This is a genomic window from Bacteriovorax sp. DB6_IX (genome assembly GCF_000447775.1).
GTDB lineage: Bacteria > Bdellovibrionota > Bacteriovoracia > Bacteriovoracales > Bacteriovoracaceae > Halobacteriovorax_A.
Genome location: NZ_AUNJ01000245.1, coordinates 1 through 2,959, shown reverse-complemented (window position 1 = coordinate 2,959; position 2,959 = coordinate 1). Strand labels below are relative to the sequence as shown.

Sequence of the window (2,959 nt, the reverse complement as noted above, 5' to 3'; positions counted from 1 at the left end):
GTTTGATGGCAAATGAAAGCGGGAGTTTTATCAATTCTTGGGCCGATCTCATCGTTGAAGAGAATACAAAGTGTAAATGGATAAATGCAAAAAAACTATCAGGCCTAAGTCTTCCAATTCGTCATGGTGAAGGTAATTTAACGGCTAGACAGGGTATGAATCCAGATGTTCTTAAGTCTCTAGAAGAGAGAGGGAATATCGTTCTTCGCTACAAAGAGGATGTTAATGGATCATTAGGGCAGATCGCTGGTATTTGTTCTGATGACGGTTTGATATTTGGTTTAATGCCACATCCTGAGGCAAATTATTTTAAGGCAACAAGTAAAAGACAGCATACTAATGATTCACCACTTGAAAAAGATAGTGGTGCACATTTCTTTGATACAATTATTGATTATTTAAAACGAGAGTTAGACCATGTATAGACCACTGAAAATTAAGAGAGCATTAATAAGTGTAAGCGATAAGAGTCATCTAGAAGATATTGCTCAGGCCCTTGTCGATAATAATGTTGAAATCATTTCTTCTGGAGGAACGGGAAAATATCTTTCAGATAAGGGCATTCCTTGGACAGCAGTAGAAAAAGTCACTGGTAACCCAGAAGCATTTGGTGGGCGAATGAAAACACTCAGTTTTCAGATCTCATCTTCACTCTTGTACCGAAGAGATCATAATGAAGATATTCAACAGGCCTTAGAGTTAGGTATTGAACCAATCGACTTAGTCATTTGTAATCTTTATCCTTTTGTTGAAACGGCCAAAAAGACAAGTGAGCTTGCTACGCTTATAGAGAATATTGATATTGGTGGTCCAACAATGGTTAGAGCAGCAGCGAAGAATTTCAAAGATGTTCTCGTTTGTGTTAATCCCAATGATTATGAAAGTATTATTGAGCAGCTTCAAAGTTCAAAAGGTGTCGTAAGTTTTGACTTTAGACAAGCTCAAGCACTAAAGGCCTTTAAACATACTGCAGAGTATGACGTGGCAATTTCACAAACACTATCAAACCAGCTAGAAAATGATATTGAAAAAGAGAGTCTTTATATCCCATTGTCTAGAGGTACGAAACTTCGTTACGGTGAAAATCCTCATCAATGGGCCAAGGTTGTTTGTGATCAGAGTATGGATCAAACTCTTGCTGATATTTCCCCGCTTCAGGGAAAAGCCTTGTCTTATAATAATCTTCTTGATGCAGATGCAGCTTTTCGTTGTACCAGTGATCTAAATAAGGTTTTTCCTGAGAAGTTCATTACGACTATTATTAAACACGCCAATCCTTGTGGTGTTGCAATGGGGACAAACTCATTAAATAGTCTTGAAAAAGCATGGGCCGGAGATCCTATAAGTAGTTTTGGAAGTATCGTCTGTTTTAACAAGGAAATAGATGTCGAAGTCGCACACTTCTTAACTAGTAAATTTGTAGAAGTTGTTATTGCTCCTCGTTTTACAGAAGGTGCTCTTAGAATTTTTAGTTCTAAGAAGAATTTAAGGGTTATAAAGTTAAGTCCTATTGATAGTTTCAAAAATCAACCTATGGTTCGCTCGATTTATGGAGGATGGGTTGTTCAGGAAGAAGATTGCCTGACTGATGTTGAATTCCAGCCTGTTACGAGGAACTTGAGTTGTCATGAAGATCTTGAACTTCTAAGCTTTGGTAGTATTGTCACAAAACATCTAAAAAGTAATGCTATCTCACTTGTGTGTCGAAGTCGTGGTGACTTAGTTCTAGCAGGTGCAGGTATGGGAAATCCAAATAGACTAGTAAGTACAGAGCAAGCGATTTCTAAAGCAATTGATAACGATGTTAATCTTTCTGAATGTACCCTTATTTCAGATGCCTTCTTTCCATTTAGGGACAATGTCGATTTAGCAAAGAAATATCGAATTAATAGAATCGTTCAACCAGGTGGAAGCATTAAAGATAATGAGGTTATTCAAGCTTGTGATGAGCATGGAATCTCAATGTGTTTTACTGGACGTAGACATTTTAGACATTAGGAGACAATGTATGAATTATCAAGAGGCCGGTGTTGATATTGAAAAGGGGGATCTCTTTGTTGAGAAGATTAAGAAAAAAGTTCTCTCTACTTATAATAATAAAGTCGTTGCAGGTGTAGGAGGTTTTAGTTGCCTCTACGAAGTTTCTCCAGATAAGTATCTTGCAGCAGGAACAGATGGAGTTGGTACAAAACTAAAGCTTGCTATTGAATTAGATATTCATAATACAATTGGTATCGACCTTGTCGCTATGTGTGTTAATGATATTCTTTGTACTGGAGCCAAACCACTTTTCTTTATGGACTATATGGCAACTTCTCAATTAAACCTAGAAACATGTGAGGCCATTATTGAGGGGGTCGTAAAAGGATGTCAAAAATCTCAAATGCCACTAATTGGCGGTGAGACTGCTGAAATGCCTGGGATGTATGCTGCTGGTGACTACGATCTTGCTGGATTCTGTGTGGGAGAAGTCAAAAAAAGAGACGTTATTGACGGGAGTAAAATTACTTCAAAAGATAAATTGATCGCTATTTCTTCATCCGGCTTTCATTCTAATGGTTATTCACTGATCAGAAAGCTCGTTGAAGATGAATCAAATGAGCTTAAAGAGAAGCTATTAAAACCTACTCATATCTACTTTGATATACTGGAAGCATTAAAAAACTATGAAGCGATTAATCTTAATGGAATTGCTCACATCACAGGGGGAGGGATTCACAATATTGATCGCATTATGGGAAATCATACTTATCAAATCAATAATCTTCCAGACTATGAGAGTCATGATTTTAAAAGTAAAGTCTGTGATTCAATAGCTTATATTAGTAAGAAGTCTATGCTTAATAATGATGAACTCTATAAGACATTTAATATGGGAATGGGACTCGTACTCATTTCACCAAATGTTGACCAAGTAACAGAAATGGCAAGAGAACTTGGGTATATGAGTTGGGTTATA

General features: G+C 36.9%; 3 protein-coding genes. All 3 read left to right on the top strand.

The features are described from left to right. Positions 1-425, top strand: a 425-nt coding sequence (locus M901_RS07325; RefSeq protein ID WP_198295363.1) for a phosphoribosylformylglycinamidine synthase subunit PurQ, incomplete at its 5' end; no start/stop codon positions are given. Beyond that, positions 418-1,998, top strand: coding sequence for a bifunctional phosphoribosylaminoimidazolecarboxamide formyltransferase/IMP cyclohydrolase (purH, locus tag M901_RS07320; RefSeq protein ID WP_021277553.1), 1,581 nt, complete (start codon positions 418-420; stop codon positions 1,996-1,998). The genes M901_RS07325 and purH, both read left to right, overlap by 8 nt. Before the next feature lie 10 nt (positions 1,999-2,008). Then, a partial coding sequence (gene purM, locus M901_RS07315; RefSeq protein WP_021277552.1) for a phosphoribosylformylglycinamidine cyclo-ligase occupies positions 2,009-2,959 on the top strand: 951 nt, incomplete at its 3' end.